Here is a 20766-nt window from a genome sequence, read left to right on the forward strand (position 1 = left end):
TCTTGTAAACGGGGGCGGGACATGCTTTTTCAGATGTGTGTCCAGTGGGCGTTTGCCCCGGCACATCTACTCAATCAAATTGTGCAGGTTTCATTCACCCGCCAGTCGCGGCGCAGGACGATACCAACGCAGAGTAAGGTAAGCCGAACCCGAGATTCGGCATAGCAAGGTAAGTCGCCCTTCGGTGGCGGCTCAGTAAGGCTCGAAAGACATATTCATATGAGATCTTCGAAGAATCGTGCGCGGTCAAAGAACAACCGCAACCGCTCCGTCGGCAATGTGATCAATCGCGTGTTCGACAGCTCCGGCCCAGAGGGCAAGGTGCGCGGAACGCCGCAGCAGATTATCGACAAATACAACCAGCTCGCACGTGATGCGCAGCTTTCCAACGACCGCGTTGCGGCCGAGAACTTCCAGCAGCACGCGGAACACTATCTGCGTCTGCTTGGTGAGGCTCAACGGGAGCAGGAGGCGCAGCGCGAGCGCGAGGAGCGCGAGCGTGAGGAACGCCGCGAGCGTCAGGAGGCCGAGCGCCTTGAGCGCCAGCGCCGCCAAGAGGAAAAACGCGCCGCCGAGGCGGCCAGCGCGGGCGGTGATCAGGGCGATCTGGTCTTTGTCGAGAACAAGGACGGCGAGAGCGAAGGGGGCGAGAGTGCCCTTGTCGAGACGCCCGAAGAGAAGCGTCAGGAAAAACCGCGTCGCGCCCGCAAGCCACGCAAGCCGAAAGCGGCTGATGGCGAGGTGAAAGCGGAGAAGGCCGAAAAGACTGAAAAGTCTGAAAAGACCGAGAAAGTCGAGAAGAAGGCTGACGACGGATCTGACGGTTCCGACACCAACGGTTCAACAGAGGCCGCAGAGTAAGCGCGCGGCGCTTTCGTCCTGCGACCTCTTCGGTCCATTCAGTATAGAGAAAGCCCCGCTCGTCGAGCGGGGCTTTTTTTCTCGTGTGGGTGGTTGGGGTGAGGGGGCGCGGCGTGCGCCTACCCCTGAGCCACGTTGCGCGCCAGTGCGCACCAACCTTCGATCGGCACCTGTTCGGCGCGGTCAGTGGGTTTGATGCCCGCCGCTGTGAGGCGGTCCTCGATATCGGGCGCGACGCCCTTGAGCGAGGCGCGCAGCATCTTGCGCCGTTGGTTGAACCCCGCCGCGACGATGCGTTCGAGCACCTTTGGATTGGCCTCGAAACGCGGGGCGGGCAGGGCCTCGATGTGCACCACGGCGGAGTGGATTTTCGGCGGCGGCGTGAAGGCTTCGGGCGGAAGCTCCATGACGATTCGTGGGGTAGCGCGCCACTGGCTCAGGATTGCGAGGCGGCCGTATTTCTTCGATCCGGGCTGCGCGACGATACGCTCGGCCACTTCGCGCTGGAACATCAGCGTCAGAGAGGCCCAGTAGGGCGGCCATTCGGGCGGCGTGAGCCAGCGCACCAGCAGTTCCGTGCCCACGTTGTAGGGCAGGTTCGAGATCACGCGCACGGGGCGCGTGAGGCGCTCCAGCGGGTCGATGTCGAGCGCATCGGCGTTGATCACCTCAAGGCGGTCGGGATAGCGCGCGGAGATTTCCGCAAGAGCGGCCATCGCGCGTTTGTCCTTCTCCACGGCAAGCACCTTGCGCGCGCCTTCTGCCAGTAGCCCACGGGTCAGGCCTCCCGGACCCGGCCCGACCTCCAGCACGTCACAGGCCGACAGATCACCCGCCTGGCGTGCAATCTTCGCGGTGAGATTGAGGTCGAGCAGGAAGTTCTGACCCAGTGATTTCTTGGCGACAAGATCGTGGGTCGCGATCACATCGCGCAGCGGCGGCAGGCCGTCTATCGTGGCCATCACGATGCTCCTTGTGCGGGCGGTGTGGCGCGGGCCATGTCCCACGCCATATCAAGGGCGGCGACAAGCGATGTCGGGTCGGCCTTGCCTTGTCCCGCGATGTCGAAGGCTGTGCCGTGATCGGGCGAAGTGCGGATGAAGGGCAGGCCAAGGGTGACATTGACCCCGCCCGCGAAATCCAGTGTCTTGATCGGGATCAGGGCTTGGTCGTGGTAGGCGCAGATCGCCACGTCATAGCCCGCACGGGCCTGTTCGTGGAACATGGTGTCGGGGGGCATCGGCCCCTTGATGGCATAGCCCTCACGGCGCAGCCCTTCGATCAGCGTGCGCATCCAGTCGTCTTCCTCATGGCCCATGGCCCCGCCTTCGCCTGCGTGGGGGTTTAGCCCCGCCACGGCGATACGCGGATTGCTCAGGCCCCAATAGCGTTTGAGGTCGCGCGCGGTGATGCGGATGGTGTCGTCGAGCAAGTCGGGTGTGAAGGCATCGGGCACGTCCTTCAGCGCGATATGGATCGTTGTCGGCACAACGCGCAGCGCAGGGCAGGCGAGCATCATCACAACGCGCTCGACCCCGCCCAGATGGGCAAGAAACTCGGTATGGCCAGGATAGGCGAAATCGGCCCCGTCCTTGAGCACACGCTTGTTGATCGGCGCGGTGGTTACGCCTCCCGCGAGACCCTGCCGCACCAGACCCACGGCGCGGGTGATCACGTCGATCACCCCTTGCGCATTGGCGTGGTTCGGGGTGCCTGCTGTGGCAAGTGCAGGGAAGTCGTGGCGCAGGACGGGCAGGGTGCCCGTGGGCACGTGGACAGCATCCTTCGGGGCGGCGATTTCCGTGATCCGCGCGCCAGAGGGCAGGTGGCGCGGGTCGCCGATCCAGAAGAAGGGCACACGCCCCTCAAGCCGTTCGGCGGCGCGCATGGCCAGTTCAGGCCCAACGCCCGCAGGTTCGCCACAGGTCAGGGCGATCGGTGCGGGGGCGTTTTGTGATGATGTGCTTTGGCGCGGGTCAGCCATGGTGCAGCCCCTTAGGGCCGCTCGATGACAGCATCGGCTTTCAACTCGGCAAGGTAGTTCGCGGCCATTGCATTCAGCCGCTGACCTTGCAGGCGGTTGCGGATGGTCTCGCGCTGCTCGGCGCGGGCTGCGGCGGCGGCTTCTTCCTCGGTCATGGCTTCGTCCTGCGCCTCGTCCTCGTCATCGGCGCGGGGCGCGGGCGCGGAGGCTTCGACCGTGACTTCGCTATAGTTGCGCTGACACAGCATCAGGAAGACGAGCGTTTGACCATTGGCACGGGTCAGGGCGGTGGAGACTTCGCCCGCGTCGAGCTTCGCCAACTCAAGCGCCACGTCCTGCGGAATGCTTGCCGTAGGCAGGGTGTCGATTTGCAGCACTTCGGCGGGTTGACCCTTCGCGATGCCGTAGAGATCGTTGCAGGTGTCCACATTCGCGGCGACTTTTGCAGCGCGGGCGAGGCCTGCTTCGGTGCGGCCACCGTCGATGTAATAGGCGGCGTATTCGATGGAGACAGGCTCGGGTGTGGGCACTTCGGTCTCTTCAATCGCGCGCAACTGGAAGAAGCCAATGGCATTTCCTGTAGACAAAGGCGCAGTGACCTCACCCGGTTTCAGAGCCAGAACCGCCGCGCGCAGGGGGGCGGGCAGGTTGCCCACGGGTGTCCAGTCGAGACGGCCTGAACGCTCACGCGAGGGGGCGACGGAATATTGACGTGCGGCGGCTGCGAAACTGCCCAGCGTCGCGCCAGAGGCGATGCGGGAGGCAAGACGCTCGGATTCGGCGCGCTCTTCAGGTGTGCGTGCAGGCAGGAAGATCTCTGACAGCAACAGGCGCAGACCGCCCGTGGGGCCTTGGGTCTGCAAGGCGCGGTCGATCTCGGCCTCTGAAATGCTGACACGCGGCGCAAAGCGGTTACGTGCAAATTCGCGCCAAACCACACCTGCGACCACGAAATCGCGGAAGCTTTCGATGGCCACGCCACGGGATTCGAGGAATTTAAGGAAGGCTTCGGGTTCCAGTCCGCCACGCTCGGCAAACTCGGCAATACCCGCGTCGATCCCTGCTTGTGTGGCCTGAATGCCGAGCCGTGAGGCGGCTTCGCGTTGCAGGCGTTCGTTGATGAGCGCATCGATGGCGACCTCTTCGGTCGCGCTGCCACCAAGAGCGGACATCATGGCGATGCGCTGGTTGACCTCGTAGCGTGTGATGACCTGATCGTTGACCAGAACAACGGGGGCGAAGAGGTTGCCTTGCGCATGGGCGGGCGGAGGCGTAAGGCCAAGCGCCAGCGTGAGTGCTGTCAGCCCCGCCACGGCCCCAAACGCCGCGCGTGCGGAGGCGATGGTGCGTTGCGTGCGTGTTGCCGCGCGACTGCTTGCGTCTGCTACAGCTTTCATGATGCGTTTCATGCCCAACCCTCGTGTCGTTTCTTCGTCCGTTTCTCGTGACCTTCTTACGGGGTTTCGCCGCGCGGGCCAAGCGGATTGACGCCGCGCATCGCCAAGGAAGGTCACAGCCCGCTGACGCCGCAATGCCCTGCTGCGCCGTTTTGCGTATCATAAGCGCCAAAGCCCACGGTGAAGGAGAATTTCGTCTCGGGGTCGATGGCGGATGTTTCGGTAAACCGGCGTGAGACATCGAGGCCGAGGCGGACGCACTCGTTTTGATAGGTGACGCCGATGCGCGCCTCGTTTGTGACCCGCTCCGACAGATCGTGACGCAGCGCGCCTGTCGCGGTCCAGTTGGGCGCGAGTTTGACCGACCCGTCAAAGGTGACTTCGCTGATCGGGTCGGAGCGGCCTTCATCTGCATCTGCAATGACATAGGCATGGGTGGCCTGAATGTCGTAGCGCGGGCGCTCAAGCGCCAGCCGCGTTTCCAGCTTGGTGATCGACAGGTTGCTGTCGAAGAGCGCACGGGTGGCCAGACTGAGCCCCATGTCGAAATCGAGGTGCCCGCCCAGAAGCCAGTCGGAGGTGTTCCCTGCCAGTCCCGAGCTTTCGGTAAAACCGGTGGAGATGCTGTCGGTCAGCACGCGTCCGAGGGTGATGCCATAGCTTCCCTGTGCGGAGGAGCGCGTGTAATTCATGCCCAAGGTGACGGATGTGCCCGTGTCGATCCCGTCGGATCCGGGGAAGCGGTTGAGCGCAAAGAGATTGCCCTCGTCGAACTCGACCAGTTGCGCATCCGAATTTGGCACATCGTTGCCCGAGGCATAGGCCCAGCCCAGTTGCACGAAGGGGGTGAAGACTTCCGATGCGGTCCCGCCATCGCGTGTCGAACCTTGGCGGATCAGCGGGTAGGACAGACGCAACGCAGCCTGTTGAGTGAGCCGAAGGGTCACGTCGTCATAGCTTGAGTTTTCGTTGACGAAATAGAGATCGGCGGCGGTGCGTGCGGCGGCGTCCAGTTTCAATCCCGCGCCGAGGATATGGCTGTGCTGCCAGTCGAGCGCCGCTCCGAAGCGGAAGACGTCCATGCCATCCTCGTCGACATGAGATTCGCGGATATGGCCTGAGGCGGAGAGGTCGAATGACAGGCGCCCTGGCACAAGATCGGTGTCGATGTCGCGGGTATAGGTGGCCTCGCCAATGAGGAAGGGCAGCGTGTCCTCGATCGGCACTTCCGCTTCCCGCAGGGTGCGCAGCCCGATGATCTGTGCATCGAGCGCCTCGCCTTCGCGGTAGCGCGTCAGGGTCAGCTGCGAGGGCAGGCGGTCGCGTCCGTAAAAGTCGTAGTCGACTAGATAGCCGATATCGGAGGTTGCCTTGAGGTGTGCGCCGAAGGTCAGGTCGTTGCCGAGGTCCCACGTCCCGTCGAAGAAGGCATAGGCCCGCAACCCGTCGTGCAGGCTGTCGGAGGTGATCGCACCGTTGGCGGTAATCGAGCCGCGCGCGAATTCCTGACGGTAGCGCAGTTTCAGAGTGTTGGTTTCCGTGGTCAGAAGCGGGCTGACGGTAAGGTCGCGGTGTGGCCCGAGGGTGATGAAATATGGCGCCTCGACCCCGATGCCCAGCGAGGAGGAGCTGACGAATTCGGGTGTCAGCATCCCAGTGGCCCGCTCAAGCGAGGGATCGGGAATGCGCAGACGCGGCAGGTAGAGTAGCGGCACACCCGCAAGACGGAACTGCGCGTCCGTGAAATAGATCTGGTGCTCGTCGCTGTCGTGGATCACCTCACGGGCGCGGATTTCCCACAGGGGTACGGGCGACCCCTCGCAGATGTCGCAGGCGGAGGTGACGGTCTTCGACAGGCGCGTGTAGCGGCCTTCGGCACGCTCGATCCGAGCAGCCGAGAGTTGATAGCGGTTGGAGAGGACGAGGCGCGCGGAATTGAGGATGCCGTTGCGCAGATCGCTGTCGAGGGCCGCGCTATCGGCAAGGATTACCGACTCCCCGTCCGCTTGCGTCAGGCGCAGCGGTCCCTTGATGTCGAGCGCCCCTGTCTCGCGGGTGTAGGTGATCTGCGTGGCGGTCAGGCGTGCGCCATCGTAGAGAACTTCAACGCTGCCCCGCGCGGTGAGGGTCGTGCCGTCGAAGGAGATGCTATCGGCGAGAAGGGCTGCGGGTGGTGTCGCATCCTGCGCAAAGACAGGAGAGGAAAGGCCGAGCGCGAGTGCAAGCGCGAGGCTGGACACATAGCGTGCGGGCTTGGCGCGCAGCGTGCGTGACAATCGGGTCATACGGGGGGCAGGGACGTTCGGCATCATCCGTCCTCCAAGTGAAGCAAAAGTGCGGTAGAGGCAAGGATCACCGCCACGGGAGGCCCCCATGCCGCCAGAAGCACAGGAATTTCGCCGTTTTCGCCGAGTATCAGGGCAAAACTGCGCAGGAAGAAAAAGCCGAAAGACAACAGGATCGCAGTCACAACCAAAGTGGCCGTGCCGCCAAGTCGGGTGTGGCGCATGGTAAATCCTGCACCGATCAGCATCATCGCGGCAAAGGTCAGCGGCAGCGCGAAGGAGGATTGCATCCACATCCTGTAGGCACGGGCGGAGAAACCTGCGGTTTCGAGTTTTTCGATATAGGCAGGCAAGTCCCAGATAGACACCGCCTTGGGTGTGCCAAACCTGTCGCGGATTTCGTCGAGCGTCAGCGCGGTTGGCAGTGTCATGCTCGAGGCGGTTGTTGCTGCGGCTTCGGGGTTGGATTCGGAACTCAGTGGCCAACGTTTGGCGTCGGTCAGAATCCATTCGTCGCCATAGATCCGCGCGCTTCCTGCTTCGATGCGCTCCACCAAAGTGCCGTCTGGGCCGAAGGCGAGGAAGGACACATCATAGAGCGCTGAGCCGTCGAGATTGGAATGTCCCGCGCGGATCACCGTCTGGCCAAGCTCATCGCCTTCACGCAGCCATAGGCCTTCCGAGGAGACCGAGAAAGCCTGTCCGACCCTGCCGCGTAGCTCGTCGGTGCGTTGCTCGTAGGTGCGTGTCGCCGTGGCGGCGACGGGGCCGATGACGGCCACGGCAAAGACGCCGAATAGCATCGCCATCATCAGCGGCGGCACAAGCGCACGCAGGACCGACCGACCCGCTGCGCGTGTCACGACAAGCTCGGAGGAGCGCGCCATGCCCAGAAACAACACCAGCGTGGACAGGACCACGACGATAGGCAAAATGTCGTAAAGAGTGGCTGGCAGACGCAGCGAGGCAAGGTAGAGCAATCCCGTGGCGGGCAGGTCGGTGTCTCCGTACCGTCGTAGCGCCTCAATGCTCTCGATCATCATGATCAAGCCGCCAAGAACGGCCAGAACAATGATCAGGGCGCGGGCAAAACGCCGAGCATAGTAGAAATCGAGGATCATGTGCCCGCTCCCCGTGCGCGAATGCGCCTTTGCCCCAGATCGGGACGCCCTGCGCGCCACAAGAGCGCATAGGCAATCGTCGCACCAAAAGCGACGGGTAGGTAGAGCAGAGGCCATGCCCCGTCATAGGCGCGCGTGGCGGCGGCATTGTCCACCAGTTTTACCGAAACCAAAAGCACCACAGCAAAAAGGATTTGGCGCGTCAGGCCGAAGCGCGAGAAACCGCCGGCTATCAGGGTCGCAAAGCCGATCATTACGGCAGCCACGGCCAGAAGCGCTTCACCTGTGCGTTCGTGAATGGCGAGGCGCGTTTCAGCTTGTGTCGCGTCAAGTTCCTCACGCAAAGCCGCGCCGCCCGTCAGCAGCTCATAGCTCGTCGTTGAGGATATCCGTTGCGCAGGCGTTGTGTCGCCCCCCATGAATTCCGCCAGTGAATAGGCAAAACTGTCGAACCGCGTCACCGCAAGACGGCGGTCTTCGATGGTATAGCTTTGCGACATTCCGTCGAACATCAGCAACATCGGCCCGTCCTCCTCACGCACGATCAGCGCGCGTTTCGCCGTGAAATTATCGCGAGTGCCTGATGCTTCGTCATGCCATGAAAGATAGATGTCGAGCAACTCTGAGGCGGGGCTGATTTCACGTACGTAGAATGTCATCCCGCTCGCAGGGTGGACAAAGGTGCCTTCGTTGAGAAAACGCGCGGTGAGGTCTTGTGTGATCTCTGCGCGGCGTAGATCGCTTTCGCGCTGCGCCAGTGGCACGAGCACATGGCTGAGCGCCGCAATCATCAAGGTAACGAAGAGGGAAAAGATCAAAACCGCGCGGCTCAGACGGAAGGGCGAAAAGCCCGAAGCCTGTGCCACCACCAGCTCACTTTCCGAGGAGAGGCGATTGATGACAAAGACCGTCGCTGCGAAGCCCGCAATGGCCAGCACCTTGGTCATCACCGAGGGCAATGTCAGGACCGAGAGCAGCAGGAAGGTGCCTACCGCTTGCCCGTCGCCCAGAAGGCTATCTAGCAAAGCCACCGCCGCGTTGACCCAGAACACGAGCACGAGGACAAGCGCGAAGAACCCGAACAACATGAGCAGCTGCCCCAGCAGGTATCTGTCGAATCGTCCCAATTAATGCGTCCCCCCCGGAAGGACCGATTAGCAACTGCGGCGACCTTAACGGTCAAAGCAGGGCGGAGAAAGCGGTAAAGTGCTCTGGTAAGCCGCGCGGCGGGTCGCTACCTATAGGGCAACAATCCCGACACCTATCCAAATGGAGGTTTTCATGACCACACCCGCCAGACTTTCTGCCATCGCGCTCGATATTGATACCATTGCAGACGCCGAAGGGGTGGTCGCGCTCCTCGTCGAAGAAGATGGATCGTTGGGCAAGGCTGCACGGCGGGTGAACCGGCTGACCAAAGGCGCGCTGGCGCGTCTTGTGGCCTCCGAGCGGTTCGAAAAGCTCGATGCGGGCGGGGCGGTCGAGCTTGCCTATCCCGTGGGACTGGCCGCCGAGACCCTTCTCGTCGTCAAGGTTGCGCGCAATGCGCAGGCAGATGTGGCGCGTGCGGCGGGGGCCGAGATCGGCAAGGTGCTTTCGGGGCGCAATGCCTTGGTTCTGGCTGGTAATTTCAAACGCATCGGCGAATTGGCGCTCGGCGCACTCCTGCGTCACTATGATTTCACCGATCATAAGGGCGAGGGTGCGGCCAAGGATGTGCCGACCGTCACCGTGGCCCACACCAAGCCCGAAACCCTCGATGTGGATGCCGTGACTGCACAGGCCGTGGGCGTGTTTACTACCCGCGATCTGGTCTCCGAACCCTCCAACGTGCTGACCACCACCGAGTTCGCCGCCCGCCTCGAAACCCTGCGCGATCTGGGCGTCGAGGTGGAAGTGCTCGACGAAGAGGCACTGGAAAAACTCGGAATGCGCACGCTTCTCGCTGTGGGACAGGGTTCGACCGCGCCCTCCAAGGTCGTTGTGATGCAATGGCAGGGCGGCAACAAAGATGATGCTCCACTGGCGCTCGTCGGCAAGGGCGTGGTTTTTGATACGGGCGGCATTTCCATCAAACCTGCCGCCGGTATGGAAGACATGACCATGGACATGGGCGGCGCGGGTGTAGTCGCCGGCGTGATGCGCACGCTGGCCATGCGCAAGGCCTCTGCCAATGTGGTGGGCCTCGTTGGTCTGGTCGAGAACATGCCCGATGGCAATGCGATCCGTCCGGGTGATGTGGTGAAGTCCATGAAGGGCGACACGGTGGAGATCATCAATACCGACGCAGAAGGCCGCCTCGTGCTCTGCGATGTCATGTGGTATGCGCAGGAGCGTTTCGCCCCGCGTGCCATGGTCGATCTGGCCACGCTGACAGGCGCGATCATCATCGGTTTGGGCCATGACAACGCGGGCGTCTTCTCAAACGACGACGACTTCTGCAAGAGCTTCCTCAAAGCCGCCGAGGCTGAGGGCGAGGGCGCATGGCGGATGCCTTTGGGCGCAAGCTACGACAAGCAACTCAAATCCCCCGTGGCCGATATGAAAAACGTCGGAGGACGCCCCGCAGGCTCGATCACGGCGGCGCAGTTCCTTCAGCGTTTCGTCAAAGAGGGCACGCCGTGGATTCACCTCGATATCGCGGGCGTGGCCAAGGTCGCAGCCCCCACAACGCTTGCGCCTAAGGGGGCGACTGGCTGGGGTGTGCGTGCGCTCAACCGCCTTGTCGATGACCTCGTCGCAGCGGACGCCAAGGAGTAAACGAACCCATGGGCGCGGCCTATTTCTACCACCTGACACGCAATCCCGTTGCTGTGACTCTCGCCATGCTGGCCGAGAAGTCTCTTGCGGCGGGGTGGCGTGTGGAGGTGCGTGGCCGCGCTCATGCGTTACTTGAAAATATCGACGTAACACTCTGGCAGCGCGAGGGTTTTCTTCCTCATGGTCTTGCGGGTGGTCCGCATGATGCCGATCAGCCCATCCTGCTAACCACGGCCCCCACATGCGCCGAGGGAACGGCCTGCCTAATGGCGATTGACGGGGTGGATGTCTCGGCGGAAGAGGTCGCGGCGCTTTCGCGCGTCTGCATCCTCTTTGATGGCCATTCCGAGGAGGCCGTTGCCCGTGCGCGCGTGCAATGGAAATCCCTCACGGACGCGGGCGTGGCGGCGCAATACTGGTCGGAGGCCGATGGTCGCTGGGAGAAGAAGGCCGAGGCCAACGCCCCGTGACGCCGAGCCTCAGCGTGTGAGGATCAGCTTGTCGCGGGCAATCTCGATTTTCTCGTAGCGGCGCAGGTAGTCCATGCCGAGCAGGGAGCCGAACAACTCACCATCGGTGACATAGGCCTTTACCCGTTCATCACGAATACCGCCCAGTTCAAGCGCGTCGATCCAGACGGGCGCGGTGCGCACGGTGCCGTTGGCGGTCTGTGCCTGTCCCATGAAGGCGAGGCTGTCCACGTCGATCCCTGCGCGGCGGGCATCTTCCATCGAAAGCACCACGTTGGACGCTCCTGTGTCGACCAGAAACTCGGTCGCCGTGCCGTTCACGTTAGCCCAGAGCACGTAATGGCCGCTGCGGTCGCGGGGCACTTCGACGACACCATCGCCATGGGTGATCTGCGCAGGGGCTAGTCGCGGCTTCACATCCTGCCACAGACCCACAGCCGCCAGCACACCGATGAAGATCAGCGCCCACAGCACGGCGTGGCGCAGCATCTGCCCCATGCGACGGCGGTTGGCGATTACGTAATAGAAGCCAATCGCCCCCAGCAGGAGCGACAAGTATAGGATGCGGGCGGTATCATCGGCTGTCATCCCTCAAAGATAGGGACGCGGGCGCAGGATGTCAGTAGGACAAAGCGCCCATTTCACGCAAACCGTCGATCACGAATTGGACAGAGAGCGCGGCCAGAAGCATCCCCAAGAGCCGTGTGACCACGTTGATCCCCGTCGGTCCAAGCACTCGTTCGAGCAAGCCGCCCGCGAGGAAGAACAGCAAGACGAGCAGCAACACCAGACCCACCACGGCAAAAACCGCAACGGTTTCCAGAGGCGTGCCCGCCTGTCCCGTGAGCAGGATGACGGAGGCAATCGAGCCCGGCCCCGCAATGAGTGGCGTGGCCAGTGGGAAAACGGACGGGTCGTCAGGGGAATGATCGTCGGCCTGACTTTGGGAGGCCTGATCCTCGCGCCGTTTGGTGCGGCGCTCGAACAGCATGTCGAGCGCGGTCAGGAACAAAAGCACCCCGCCCGCGATGCGGAAGGCGGGCATGGAAATCCCCGCAAAGCCCAACACCGCCTCACCGAAGAGACCGAAGAGCAGGAGAACCCCTGCGCTCACGGCAATGGCACGGAAGGCCACGGCACGACGGTGACGCGCATCCGTTCCCGTCGTCAGCGCCACGAAGAGCGGAGCCAGACCAACGGGGTCGATGATGACGAACATCGTGAAGAAGGCGGTTATGAGGCTTTGCAAATCCATGCGGTCACTAAAGTCCAAAAGCACGCGCCTGTCGAGAGGCTGTGGTGTCGGAGAAAAGGGCGGCGTGAAGGGGGCGGTCAGGCGCCCGCCTTCTCCAGCTTTTCAAGGGCGGCCATCCACATCTCTTCGGCGCGTTCCTGTGCTTGCGAGACTTCGGCGTATTTCTTTTGCCACACGATTGCGGCCTCTTTGTCCTCGTAGAGGTCGGGATCGGCCAGCTTCTTCTGGAGCTTCTTGCTCATGTCTTCGAGCTTGGCCACGCGCTCCTCGCATTTGCGCACTTCCGCTTTGAGCGCCAACCGTTGCTCGCGGGTGACTTTCGGGGCAGGGGCCGCAGGCTGTGCCTTCGCCTTGGCTTTGGCGGCTTTTGCCTTTTCGGGCTTATCGTCGCCTTGAAGAAGGAATTTGCGATAGGCGTCGAGGTCTTCTTCATAGGTGGACACACGCCCGTCCTTCACCAGCCACAGGCGGTCAGCGACGAGGCTGAGCAGGTGCATGTCGTGGCTGACCAGCACCACCGCGCCCGTATAGGCCGTGAGCGCCTCCACCAGCGCCTCGCGGCTCTCGATGTCGAGGTGGTTGGTCGGTTCGTCGAGGATCAACAGGTGCGGGGCATCCAACGTGGCCAGCAGCAGCGACAGACGCGCCTTTTGCCCGCCCGACAGACGACCCACTTCCGTATCCGCCTGATCGGCGCCAAGGCCGAAGCCTGCCAGTTTGGCCCGCAGTCTCGGCGGAGCCATTTCAGGCAATTCGCGGCGCAGGTGGTCGATGGGTGTTTCGTCGAGGTGCAACTCGTCCACTTGGTGCTGCGCGAAGAAGCCGATGCGCAGTTTGGAATGGCGTGTGATCCGTCCTTCCATCGCGTCGAGGCGGTCGGAGAGCAGTTTGGAAAGCGTCGATTTCCCCTCGCCGTTGCGGCCCAGAAGCGCGATTCGGTCGTCTTGGTCGATGCGCAGGTCGAGGCGAGACAGCACCGCCTTGCCATCATAGCCGACCGTTCCGTTCTCGATGCGGATGATCGGCGGGGACAATTCCTCGGGTTCGGGGAAGGAGAAGACCACCCGCGCGGCATCTTCGGGCGCGGTGATGGTTTCCATCTTCTCAAGCATCTTCACGCGGCTTTGCGCCTGCTTCGCCTTGGACGCCTTGGCCTTGAATCGGTCCACGAAGCTTTGCAGGTGGGCGCGGTGCGCGTCCTGTTTCTTCGCCGCTGCCGCCTGCACCGCGCGTTGCGTGGCGCGGGTCTTGGCGAAGGTGTCATAGCCGCCCGTGTAAAGCGTGAGCTTCTTGCTCTCCAGATGCAGGATCGCCCCTACGGCACGGTTGAGAAGCGCGCGGTCGTGGGAGATCAGCAGCACGGTGTGCGGGTAGCGGCCGAGGTAATTCTCCAGCCACAGCGCCCCTTCGAGGTCGAGGTAGTTGGTCGGCTCGTCGAGCAGCAGCACATCGGGTTGCGAGAATAGCACGCCCGCCAGCGCCACACGCATCCGCCAGCCGCCAGAGAAGGCGGAGCAGGGCATGTGGATTTCTTCCTCGGTGAAGCCAAGCCCCTTGAGGATGCTTGAGGCACGGCCCTCGGCGCTCCATGCGTCGATATCGGCCAGACGGGTCTGGATCTCTGCAATTCGGTGCGGGTCGGTGGCGGTCTCCGCCTCGACCAGAAGGGAGGCACGTTCGGTATCTGCGGCCAGAACGGTGTTCAGAAGCGACACCTCGTTGCCTGGCACTTCCTGCGCAACGCCGCCGATGCGTGCGCCGCGCGGCACTTCGATGGAGCCGCCCTCAAGGACGAGTTCGCCACGGATCAGGCGGAACAGCGTGGTTTTGCCCGCGCCGTTGCGCCCCACGATGCCGACCTTGTGACCCGTGGGAATGGTGACAGAGGCATTTTCGATCAGCAGGCGGCCGTCGACGGCGTAAGAGATGTCTTGGATTTTTAACATGACGCTCCCTTGCCCGACCTTTGGGGCCGCGTCAATCACCGCTTTTCAAACGCATCGCCCCATGCTAATCCGCCGCCAATCGCGCGGCGCGGGTGTTCCACGTCGTAACCCCATATTTTCAGGGCATCTGCCCGTTCAATCAAAGAGGCTGAACCATGGCTATCCAGCGCACCTTCTCCATCATCAAACCCGACGCCACCAAGCGCAACCTCACAGGCAAGATCATTGCCAAGTTCGAGGAAGCCGGCCTGCGCATCGTCGCATCCAAGCGCATCCAGCTGACCCTCGCTCAAGCGCAAGAATTCTACGGCGTTCACAAGGACCGCCCCTTCTTCGACGAACTTTGCGAATTCATGATCTCCGAGCCGATCGTTGTTCAGGTTCTCGAAGGCGAAGATGCGATTGCGAAAAACCGTGAAGTCATGGGCGCAACCAACCCTGACGACGCTGCCGAAGGCACCATCCGTAAGGAATTCGCTCTCTCCATCGGCGAAAACTCCGTCCACGGTTCCGATGCGCCTGAAACGGCTGCTCAGGAAATCGCTTTCTTCTTCTCCGGCCTCGAACTGGTCGGCTAAGCGCGAAATTTTCCAAACCTGCGACAAAGGTCGCGGGTGGAAGGTTTGAAACGGTCAAAGGCCGCTCCTGAATGGAGCGGCCTTTTTCGCGTGCAGCGCGGAATGTGGGAGCGAACCGCTGCACGCATCTGTGAAGCGGGTTAGCGGGCGACTTGCGGCTCTCGGGCGATGATCCACACGGCGTGAATGATGCCAGGGATATAGCCCAGAAGCGTGAGCAGGATATTGAGCCAGAAGTGCTTGCCGATGCCGACCTGCGCGAACACGCCGAGCGGCGGCAGGATAACGGCGAGAATGATACGAATGATGTCCATTGCGGTGTCCTTTCCTGTGGCAAAGCGTTGCCGTCGTGTTGGGAAAGGAACGCGTGCCCCGCGCGGATTGTTCCAAGAAATTTCCAAGGTGAACGGGGCTTGCGGGCAAAATGGGGCGGCGCGAATTAGCGTCTGGTGCCCGTGCCGATCTCGTCGAGGATGCGTTCGATCCCTGAGGGTGGGGCGCTTTTGTCGGCGGCGATCCGCGCCTTGATCGCGTCGAACCGCGCGCGCAGAGCTGTTTTCTCCGCGCCTTTGCAGTCGTTCCATGGACGCCCCTGAAGGCCCATCACCATGGCGTAGTAACCGATGAAATGTGGCGCGCTTCCCGCGCGCAAGAGCATCTCGTAGGCCGCGTCAGGGCCGATCTCGCGCAACTGCTCCGCCGTATGGATGCCCGCGCGGGCAAAGCTCGCGTCGGAGGCGGGGCCGAGGTTGCGGATCGAGGAGACGGGCGCGGTCATTGCGGCTTTTACGGTCGGTTGTTGCGGGAGCTGGTAACTTGCACGCAGCTTACCCGTTTCGCGCCCGTTTGCCAGCCGCTAGATGTCGGCCCAGTCGTTAAAACTGACGGGAGGTTTCGGTTGCGGCGCGGGCGTGGGACGCGGTGCTTTCGGGTCGCTGGGAGCCGTCTCGCGTGAGACGGGATGCTCTTTACTTGCCATTGCTATGCCTCATCTGTTGGAGCCTCTTGTGGGCCCATTCGGTTACAAAACTATGCCATAGAGAGGCCTCAAATGAGACCTTGCAAAGATATCTGACGCGAAGTTGTGGTAAATTTGCCCAAAGAACGCGCCCGTTCAGGTAAGGAACGGGTAACGTTTCGGCGGCAATATGCGCTTGATGTCACGCGCCTTTGACGGCCCCTTCAATGGCATTCAGCGTGCGCAGGAGTGGCCCGAGATCCTCGATGCGGATCATGTTGGGGCCATCCGAAGGCGCGTTCTCGGGATCTTCGTGTGTCTCGATGAAGAGGCAGGCCGTGCCCACGGCCACCGCCGCACGTGCCAAGGGGGGCACCATGGTGCGATCCCCGCCCGAGGCGTTGCCCTGACCGCCAGGTTGCTGGACGGAATGGGTCGCGTCGAAACACACAGGATAGCCCGTCTGCGCCATGCGCGGCAGGCCACGGAAGTCGCTGACCAGCGTGTTGTAGCCAAAGGAGGTGCCTCGGTCGCAAAGCATGATCCGCTCGTTCCCCGTGGAGGCGATTTTCGCCGCCACGTTGTCCATGTCCCACGGTGCGAGGAACTGACCCTTTTTGACGTTGATGGCCTTGCCTGTCTCGCCCGCAGCCAGAAGCAGGTCGGTCTGACGACACAGGAAGGCAGGGATTTGCAGCACGTCCACCGCTTCCGCCGCCATGGCGCAATGGTGCGTCTCGTGCACATCTGTCAGCACGGGGCAGCCAAATTCGTCGCGGATCTTCGACAGGATTTCGAGACCTTTCTCCGCGCCCAGCCCGCGTTTGCCTGAAAGCGAGGAGCGGTTGGCCTTGTCATAGCTGCCCTTGAAGATGAACCCCGTGCCCGTCGGCGCGCAGGCTTCGGCGATTTTCTCCGCCAGCATCCGCGCGTGGTCGAGACTTTCCAACTGGCACGGCCCCGCGATCAATCCGAAGGGCAGGGCGTTCGAAAGGGTGACATTGCCGATCTCGACGGTTTTTGCGGGGGTCATGATGCGCTCCTGAATTTCCTGCTGCCCATAGACCACAGGTGAGCGGGGCGGGGCAAGCCTGTGTGGGGGCATGTGAGGGTTGATGCCTGCGGGACGGAGGTATGCGAACTGGTGCATAGATATGCGTATTGTGCATGTCGGGAATGGCGCATTGGCTCTACTCGTGAAAGCGCTTTGGCACCATATGTGTCTCATCCGAAACGGGCCAAGCAAAACGGCCCACAGACCACAGGGTCCGATCCGAGACGACCCGAAAAGGAGACTGAAATGGCCTATGCAAACGCACTTCCCGTCGAACAAGCCCCGATCGCTGCGCGCATCGAGAAACTCGCACACAACTACCGCGAATGGCGCGCCCGCCGCGTTGAATACAACCGCGTCTATAGCGAGTTGTCGGCAATGAGTGCCCGTGACCTTGCCGACATCGGCATCAGCCAACATCAAATTCAGGACATCGCGCGCCAAGCCGCCGAGATGATCTGATACAACTTACAGATCGGGTTCCCTCATCCTACCCGACAAGCGAAAACCCGCGTCCCTTTCAGGGAGGCGGGTTTTCTTATGGCGTCCATCGCTCTGGTCGCGTGTCGCCATATAGTGGGTGAAGGCTGGCAGGCCTTGGTCAGCCGAGGCGCACCATGTCGCGCGGCATTTCGGAGAAGATCTCCGCGCCGTCTTTGCGCAGGATCACGATCTCTTCCAAACGGATGCCGAACTTGCCGTCGAGGTAGATGCCAGGTTCGATTGAGAACACATTGCCTTCCGCCAGCACCACATCGGAGTTGGCAGCGATATAGGGCGGTTCGTGAATGTCGATGCCAAGGCCGTGGCCCGTGCGGTGCAGGAAGCGGTCTCCATAACCTGCGTCGGTGATCACGTCGCGGGCGGCCTTGTCGATGTCGCAGGCGCGCACACCTGGTTTGGCGGCGGCAATCGCGGCTTGAACAGCGCGTTCCACCACGTCGAAGACCTCTTCATAGCCGTCTTCGGGCGTGCCGAAGTAGCCGCAGCGGGTCATGTCGGAGGGGTAGCCGTTGAGGCGGCAGCCCGTGTCGATCAGCACCGCCATGTCGCGCTCCAGCTTGGATGCGCCAGGCGTGTGGTGCGGGAAGGCGCCGGAGGCCCCGAAACAGACCGAGCAGAATTCCAGCGTGGCACCAAGGGCGGCATATTCGGATTTGATCAGTTCGACGATCTCGGCTTCGGTCACGCCTTCTTTGAGTGCGGCGAAGGCGGCTTTCACCGCCGTGTCATTAGCCAGATGCGCGTCCTTGATGGCTTTGAATTCGGCCTCATCCTTGGACGCGCGGAGCAGGGCAACGGTATCCTCGGTGAAGCGGCGGCGCGGGCTGTCCATCGCGTCGAGCAGGCGCAGTGCGAAATCGGTACGCATGGTTTCATCCAGCACGACCGAGAGGTTGGCACCTGTCGCGCCACAGGCCTCCAAAAGTTCGGCGAGTGCTGCATCGGGGCCTTCGTCGTCGCGCCAGCAATGGAACGGCAGGTCGGTGTCCTTGCGCGCGGCGGCAGAGTTCAGTGCGGGCATCAGGAACCCCGCGTAGGACGGGCTGACCAGAAGCATCACGGGCCGTTCGTCGCCGTGGGGATGGACGCCTGCAAGGTAGGCCATATGGCTGGAGGGGCCGACCGCGACAAGGTCGGTTCCTGTCTGTTCCATGCGGTCGCGCAGGGCGGCAATGCGGGCAACGGTCAGCGGGAAATCGGTCATCGGACACTCCAGAGATGCTTGGGGAATTCGGGGGAGGGGAAAATCGGGGGAAAAGCAGTGGGCCGCCGCGCGAACGGCGACCCACGAAGGTCACATCAGGACCGTTGTCTTAGTCTTTTTCGACCAGACGGTAGTAGACGAAGTCGGAAGTCGCGCCGTTCACGTAGCCCGACACATCGTCGTCCATCGCCACCTGATAGGCCGCTTGGAACATGATCACGATGGGGGATTCTTCCTGCACTTCCTTTTGCAGTTCGCGATACATGTCGAGACGCACCTCGGGATCGCTCTCGGAAAGAGCGGCCATGGTTTTCTCGTTCATCGCGTCAGGAACGGCCCATGCGTTGCGCCATGTGGTCGTTGCTGCATAGTTCTCGTCCGAGTTGTCGGAGTTATATGCAAACGCCTTGGCATTCGAATGGGGGTCCATGAAGTCGGGGCCCCAATAGAGCAGCATAGCTTCGTGGCTGCGCTCGCGGTACTTCGTGATCACCTGGCTGCCTGTGCCCGGAAGGATCTCGAAGTTGATCCCTGCATCGGCAAAGCTCGCTTGCAGCGACTGCGCCATATCGGTGAAGGGGGCTGCGTTGATCACGTCGAGCGACACGGTGATCGGGGTCTCGATACCTGCCTCGGCGAGAATGCTCTTGGCCATCTCGGGATCGTAGGAGAAGGGGGTCTCGTCGTAGGAGCCCGGGAAGCCTTTGGGCCAGAACGCCTGATGCACTTCCATCTGACCGTTGATGATCGTGTCGGTCATGCCCTTGTAGTCCACCAGATAACGCGCGGCTTTCCAGACGGCGGGATCGGTGAGGCTGTCGGTTTTCTGGTTGAACGACAGGAAGTGGACTGCGGCCTGCGGGAAGGTTTCGACCTTGATGTCGTCGCTGTCGAGCGAGGCAATCTGGTCGGGGGTCATGTTGCGGGCCAGATCGATATCGCCTTGCTCCAGCAGCAGTTGCTGCGTGGCGCTTTCGGCGACGTGACGGATGATCACGCTGTCGATTTCGGGCGCACCGTTGAAATAGGTCGGATTGGCTTCCATGCGCACCATCTGACCAGCCGAATAGCGTTGCAGCGTGAAGGGACCGGAACCTGCGGCGTTGGCATTGAGCCATGCGTTGCCCATGTCGCCGTCAACTTCGTTTTCCTTAACGAGCTTGCTGTCCACGATGGACGCAGGACGCGAAGCCAGAACGTTCAGTACGAAGGCAGGGGAGAAGTCGCCAGCGTATTTCACGGTGACGGTGTTGCCTTCGCCCGTGACCATGTCACCGATGTTGTCGGCATCCCAACCCAGTTGGGTGAGAATAAAGGCAGGGGTCAGGTTCAGCTTCACCACGCGGGAGAAGGAATAGACCACGTCTTCGGCGGTGACAGGGTTGCCCGAGGCAAAAGTTGCACCGTCACGCAGGGTGAAGGTGATGGTCTTTGCTTCCGCGTCAGCTTCCCAAGCCGAGGCCAGACCTGCCGCCAGAACGGTGGTGTCTTCGGCATCGTATTGAACGAGGCGGTCGTAGAGGTTGGTCACAAGCTCGCCAGAGGTGAACTCGTAGGCTTGTGCAGGGTCGATGGCGACAATGTCGTCGATGTTCTGCGCTACGACCAGCACGCCCTCGGGCGTGTCTGCCAGCAGGGCAGGTGCCGAAAGCGGCAAGAGCAGCGCGCTGGCAAGTAGGGTTGTCTTCAGTTTTTTCACGGTAGATCTCCTTGTTGGTAAGACTTCTAACCTGATTGTCACGATTTACGCGTTCTGTTTTTGGGACAGTTCGGGAAGCTCGATGGTGCCTTTCCGGTTGAGAACTGTCAGTGTTCCTGTCCAGAGAATCCGCGCCGTTCTATCGGTCGGATTGCTCCATGAATGAGGGCTTTCGCCGCTGTAGTGCAGGCTGTCACCTTCGGTCATGCGGAAGGATTGGCCGTCCAGTGTTTGCTGGATTTCGCCTTCAAGGACGAAAATGATCTCTTCGCCCTCGTGGCTCACGGTCTCCGAGACATAGCCTGCGGGGATATGGAGGATGTAAGACGACATCTCCGAGCCAGGGAAATCCGCGCCGAGCGCCTCATAGCGCAGGGAGGAATCGTCGAGCGCAAACAGGGGGCGGGTGTCCGCATGGGTCAGCCCGTCCGAGGGTTTGGACGCGGAGATGAAATAGTCGAGTCCCACATCTAGCGCCGCCGAAATCTGCGCCAATGTTCCCAGCGAAGGGGTTGCGTTGTCGCGTTCAACCTGACTGAGATAGCCCACGGAGACACCGGATTTGTCGCACAGTGCTTGCAAGGTCAGTTTCAACTGCTTGCGGCGTTTGCGGATCGCGGGACCGATATTGGGCTTTGGTGTCGGGTTCTCAAAGGGCATGTTTGATTTCACTCTTTGGGTGGAGACCTC

Annotated in this window: 21 protein-coding genes; 5 read left to right on the forward strand and 16 right to left on the reverse strand. The window is 61.9% G+C overall.

What is annotated here, in order from left to right:
• The first annotated feature begins 219 nt into the window (after positions 1–219).
• Positions 220–861, forward strand: a complete 642-nt coding sequence (locus ACN0SC_RS16195) for a DUF4167 domain-containing protein (RefSeq protein ID WP_417250733.1) — start codon at positions 220–222, stop codon at positions 859–861.
• A gap of 119 nt (positions 862–980) precedes the next feature.
• On the opposite strand, the gene rsmA is transcribed toward ACN0SC_RS16195, so the two are convergent.
• The 6 genes from rsmA to ACN0SC_RS16225 all read right to left on the reverse strand — a co-directional run bounded on the left by rsmA (position 981) and on the right by ACN0SC_RS16225 (position 8775).
• On the reverse strand, positions 981–1823 hold the full coding sequence (rsmA, locus tag ACN0SC_RS16200; protein WP_417250734.1) for a 16S rRNA (adenine(1518)-N(6)/adenine(1519)-N(6))-dimethyltransferase RsmA: 843 nt from the start codon (positions 1821–1823) through the stop codon (positions 981–983).
• The gene (gene pdxA, locus ACN0SC_RS16205) at positions 1823–2845 is read right to left on the reverse strand and encodes a 4-hydroxythreonine-4-phosphate dehydrogenase PdxA (RefSeq protein ID WP_417250735.1); all 1023 of its coding nucleotides are present in this window, start codon (positions 2843–2845) and stop codon (positions 1823–1825) included. The genes rsmA and pdxA overlap by 1 nt, the downstream gene beginning before the upstream one ends.
• Positions 2846–2856: 11 nt before the next feature.
• A complete protein-coding gene (locus tag ACN0SC_RS16210; RefSeq protein WP_417250736.1) occupies positions 2857–4242 on the reverse strand; it encodes a peptidylprolyl isomerase in 1386 nt (461 codons plus the stop codon).
• 113 nt (positions 4243–4355) lie between these two features.
• On the reverse strand, positions 4356–6554 hold the full coding sequence (locus tag ACN0SC_RS16215; protein WP_417250737.1) for an LPS-assembly protein LptD: 2199 nt from the start codon (positions 6552–6554) through the stop codon (positions 4356–4358).
• On the reverse strand, positions 6551–7648 hold the full coding sequence (lptG, locus tag ACN0SC_RS16220; RefSeq protein WP_417250738.1) for an LPS export ABC transporter permease LptG: 1098 nt from the start codon (positions 7646–7648) through the stop codon (positions 6551–6553). The genes ACN0SC_RS16215 and lptG overlap by 4 nt, the downstream gene beginning before the upstream one ends.
• Positions 7645–8775 (reverse strand): LptF/LptG family permease, encoded by a 1131-nt coding sequence (locus ACN0SC_RS16225; RefSeq protein ID WP_417250739.1) that lies wholly within the window; start codon positions 8773–8775, stop codon positions 7645–7647. Before ACN0SC_RS16225 ends, lptG begins: the two co-directional genes overlap by 4 nt.
• Positions 8776–8929: 154 nt before the next feature.
• On the opposite strand from ACN0SC_RS16225, the gene ACN0SC_RS16230 reads away from it, so the two are divergent.
• Complete coding sequence (locus ACN0SC_RS16230) at positions 8930–10408, forward strand: leucyl aminopeptidase (RefSeq protein WP_417250740.1); 1479 nt, start codon at positions 8930–8932, stop codon at positions 10406–10408.
• Positions 10409–10416: 8 nt separating this feature from the next.
• Positions 10417–10878 (forward strand): DNA polymerase III subunit chi, encoded by a 462-nt coding sequence (locus ACN0SC_RS16235; RefSeq protein WP_417250741.1) that lies wholly within the window; start codon positions 10417–10419, stop codon positions 10876–10878.
• 9 nt (positions 10879–10887) lie between these two features.
• On the opposite strand, the gene ACN0SC_RS16240 is transcribed toward ACN0SC_RS16235, so the two are convergent.
• From ACN0SC_RS16240 to abc-f, 3 genes are all read right to left on the reverse strand, one after another.
• Positions 10888–11466: a retropepsin-like aspartic protease family protein gene (locus ACN0SC_RS16240; protein WP_417250742.1), complete on the reverse strand. Its 579-nt coding sequence runs from the start codon at positions 11464–11466 to the stop codon at positions 10888–10890.
• Positions 11467–11497: 31 nt separating this feature from the next.
• The gene (locus ACN0SC_RS16245; RefSeq protein WP_417250743.1) at positions 11498–12133 is read right to left on the reverse strand and encodes a MarC family protein; all 636 of its coding nucleotides are present in this window, start codon (positions 12131–12133) and stop codon (positions 11498–11500) included.
• Positions 12134–12210: 77 nt separating this feature from the next.
• Positions 12211–14079, reverse strand: a complete 1869-nt coding sequence (gene abc-f, locus ACN0SC_RS16250; RefSeq protein ID WP_417250744.1) for a ribosomal protection-like ABC-F family protein — start codon at positions 14077–14079, stop codon at positions 12211–12213.
• Positions 14080–14234: 155 nt separating this feature from the next.
• On the opposite strand from abc-f, the gene ndk reads away from it, so the two are divergent.
• Entirely contained in the window at positions 14235–14657 is a 423-nt protein-coding gene (gene ndk / locus ACN0SC_RS16255) for a nucleoside-diphosphate kinase (protein WP_417250745.1), read from the forward strand.
• A gap of 140 nt (positions 14658–14797) precedes the next feature.
• Here the strand turns inward: ndk and ACN0SC_RS16260 are convergent, their stop codons facing one another.
• The 4 genes from ACN0SC_RS16260 to kdsA form a co-directional block, all read right to left on the reverse strand.
• On the reverse strand, positions 14798–14971 hold the full coding sequence (locus ACN0SC_RS16260) for a YqaE/Pmp3 family membrane protein (RefSeq protein WP_417250746.1): 174 nt from the start codon (positions 14969–14971) through the stop codon (positions 14798–14800).
• Between the two features lie 125 nt (positions 14972–15096).
• Positions 15097–15435, reverse strand: coding sequence for a TfoX/Sxy family DNA transformation protein (locus tag ACN0SC_RS16265; protein WP_417250747.1), 339 nt, complete (start codon positions 15433–15435; stop codon positions 15097–15099).
• Positions 15436–15513: 78 nt separating this feature from the next.
• Positions 15514–15636 (reverse strand): hypothetical protein, encoded by a 123-nt coding sequence (locus ACN0SC_RS16270; RefSeq protein WP_417250748.1) that lies wholly within the window; start codon positions 15634–15636, stop codon positions 15514–15516.
• 181 nt (positions 15637–15817) lie between these two features.
• Positions 15818–16648 (reverse strand): 3-deoxy-8-phosphooctulonate synthase, encoded by an 831-nt coding sequence (gene kdsA, locus ACN0SC_RS16275; RefSeq protein ID WP_417250749.1) that lies wholly within the window; start codon positions 16646–16648, stop codon positions 15818–15820.
• A gap of 267 nt (positions 16649–16915) precedes the next feature.
• On the opposite strand from kdsA, the gene ACN0SC_RS16280 reads away from it, so the two are divergent.
• A complete protein-coding gene (locus ACN0SC_RS16280) occupies positions 16916–17131 on the forward strand; it encodes a DUF1127 domain-containing protein (RefSeq protein WP_417250750.1) in 216 nt (71 codons plus the stop codon).
• 139 nt (positions 17132–17270) lie between these two features.
• On the opposite strand, the gene ACN0SC_RS16285 is transcribed toward ACN0SC_RS16280, so the two are convergent.
• From ACN0SC_RS16285 to ACN0SC_RS16295, 3 genes are all read right to left on the reverse strand, one after another.
• Positions 17271–18377, reverse strand: a complete 1107-nt coding sequence (locus tag ACN0SC_RS16285) for a M24 family metallopeptidase (protein WP_417250751.1) — start codon at positions 18375–18377, stop codon at positions 17271–17273.
• 109 nt (positions 18378–18486) lie between these two features.
• A complete protein-coding gene (locus tag ACN0SC_RS16290; protein ID WP_417250752.1) occupies positions 18487–20076 on the reverse strand; it encodes an ABC transporter substrate-binding protein in 1590 nt (529 codons plus the stop codon).
• 45 nt (positions 20077–20121) lie between these two features.
• Complete coding sequence (locus ACN0SC_RS16295) at positions 20122–20736, reverse strand: helix-turn-helix domain-containing protein (RefSeq protein WP_417250753.1); 615 nt, start codon at positions 20734–20736, stop codon at positions 20122–20124.
• Positions 20737–20766: the final 30 nt, after the last annotated feature.

This window comes from Celeribacter sp. (assembly GCF_048261515.1).
Taxonomy (GTDB): domain Bacteria; phylum Pseudomonadota; class Alphaproteobacteria; order Rhodobacterales; family Rhodobacteraceae; genus Celeribacter.

Coding starts and splice junctions, on each gene's coding strand:
- ACN0SC_RS16270 (WP_417250748.1), bottom strand. CDS start 15,636: ATGGCAAGTAAAGAGCATCCCGTCTCACGCGAGACGGCTCCCAGCGAC.
- pdxA (WP_417250735.1), bottom strand. CDS start 2,845: ATGGCTGACCCGCGCCAAAGCACATCATCACAAAACGCCCCCGCACCG.
- ACN0SC_RS16215 (WP_417250737.1), bottom strand. CDS start 6,554: ATGATGCCGAACGTCCCTGCCCCCCGTATGACCCGATTGTCACGCACG.
- ACN0SC_RS16265 (WP_417250747.1), bottom strand. CDS start 15,435: ATGACCGCGCCCGTCTCCTCGATCCGCAACCTCGGCCCCGCCTCCGAC.
- ACN0SC_RS16295 (WP_417250753.1), bottom strand. CDS start 20,736: ATGCCCTTTGAGAACCCGACACCAAAGCCCAATATCGGTCCCGCGATC.
- ACN0SC_RS16195 (WP_417250733.1), top strand. CDS start 220: ATGAGATCTTCGAAGAATCGTGCGCGGTCAAAGAACAACCGCAACCGC.
- rsmA (WP_417250734.1), bottom strand. CDS start 1,823: ATGGCCACGATAGACGGCCTGCCGCCGCTGCGCGATGTGATCGCGACC.
- ACN0SC_RS16260 (WP_417250746.1), bottom strand. CDS start 14,971: ATGGACATCATTCGTATCATTCTCGCCGTTATCCTGCCGCCGCTCGGC.
- ACN0SC_RS16210 (WP_417250736.1), bottom strand. CDS start 4,242: ATGAAAGCTGTAGCAGACGCAAGCAGTCGCGCGGCAACACGCACGCAA.
- ACN0SC_RS16285 (WP_417250751.1), bottom strand. CDS start 18,377: ATGACCGATTTCCCGCTGACCGTTGCCCGCATTGCCGCCCTGCGCGAC.
- lptG (WP_417250738.1), bottom strand. CDS start 7,648: ATGATCCTCGATTTCTACTATGCTCGGCGTTTTGCCCGCGCCCTGATC.
- ACN0SC_RS16235 (WP_417250741.1), top strand. CDS start 10,417: ATGGGCGCGGCCTATTTCTACCACCTGACACGCAATCCCGTTGCTGTG.
- ndk (WP_417250745.1), top strand. CDS start 14,235: ATGGCTATCCAGCGCACCTTCTCCATCATCAAACCCGACGCCACCAAG.
- abc-f (WP_417250744.1), bottom strand. CDS start 14,079: ATGTTAAAAATCCAAGACATCTCTTACGCCGTCGACGGCCGCCTGCTG.
- kdsA (WP_417250749.1), bottom strand. CDS start 16,648: ATGACCCCCGCAAAAACCGTCGAGATCGGCAATGTCACCCTTTCGAAC.
- ACN0SC_RS16245 (WP_417250743.1), bottom strand. CDS start 12,133: ATGGATTTGCAAAGCCTCATAACCGCCTTCTTCACGATGTTCGTCATC.
- ACN0SC_RS16280 (WP_417250750.1), top strand. CDS start 16,916: ATGGCCTATGCAAACGCACTTCCCGTCGAACAAGCCCCGATCGCTGCG.
- ACN0SC_RS16240 (WP_417250742.1), bottom strand. CDS start 11,466: ATGACAGCCGATGATACCGCCCGCATCCTATACTTGTCGCTCCTGCTG.
- ACN0SC_RS16230 (WP_417250740.1), top strand. CDS start 8,930: ATGACCACACCCGCCAGACTTTCTGCCATCGCGCTCGATATTGATACC.